The organism is uncultured Photobacterium sp., assembly GCF_947502415.1.
In the GTDB taxonomy this organism is placed as follows: domain Bacteria; phylum Pseudomonadota; class Gammaproteobacteria; order Enterobacterales; family Vibrionaceae; genus Photobacterium.
Map to the genome: position 1 here is coordinate 1 of NZ_CANMZV010000141.1, position 227 is coordinate 227.

Below are 227 nucleotides of genomic sequence, written 5' to 3' on the forward strand. Positions count from 1 at the left end.
AGGAGTATTTAGCCTTGGAGGATGGTCCCCCCATGTTCAGACAGGATATCACGTGTCCCGTCCTACTCGATTTCACTCGAAGCGCGCTGTCGGCTACGGGGCTATCACCCTATACTGCTGTGCTTTCCAGCACATTCGCCTAACATGCAACTAGCTTAAGGGCTAATCCGGTTTCGCTCGCCGCTACTGCCGGAATCTCGGTTGATTTCTGTTCCTCGGGGTACTTA

General features: G+C 53.3%; 1 rRNA gene. It reads right to left on the bottom strand.

Annotation, left to right across the window (positions count from 1 at the left end):
• A 23S ribosomal RNA gene (locus Q0852_RS23855) occupies window positions 1–227 on the bottom strand; the annotation flags it as partial.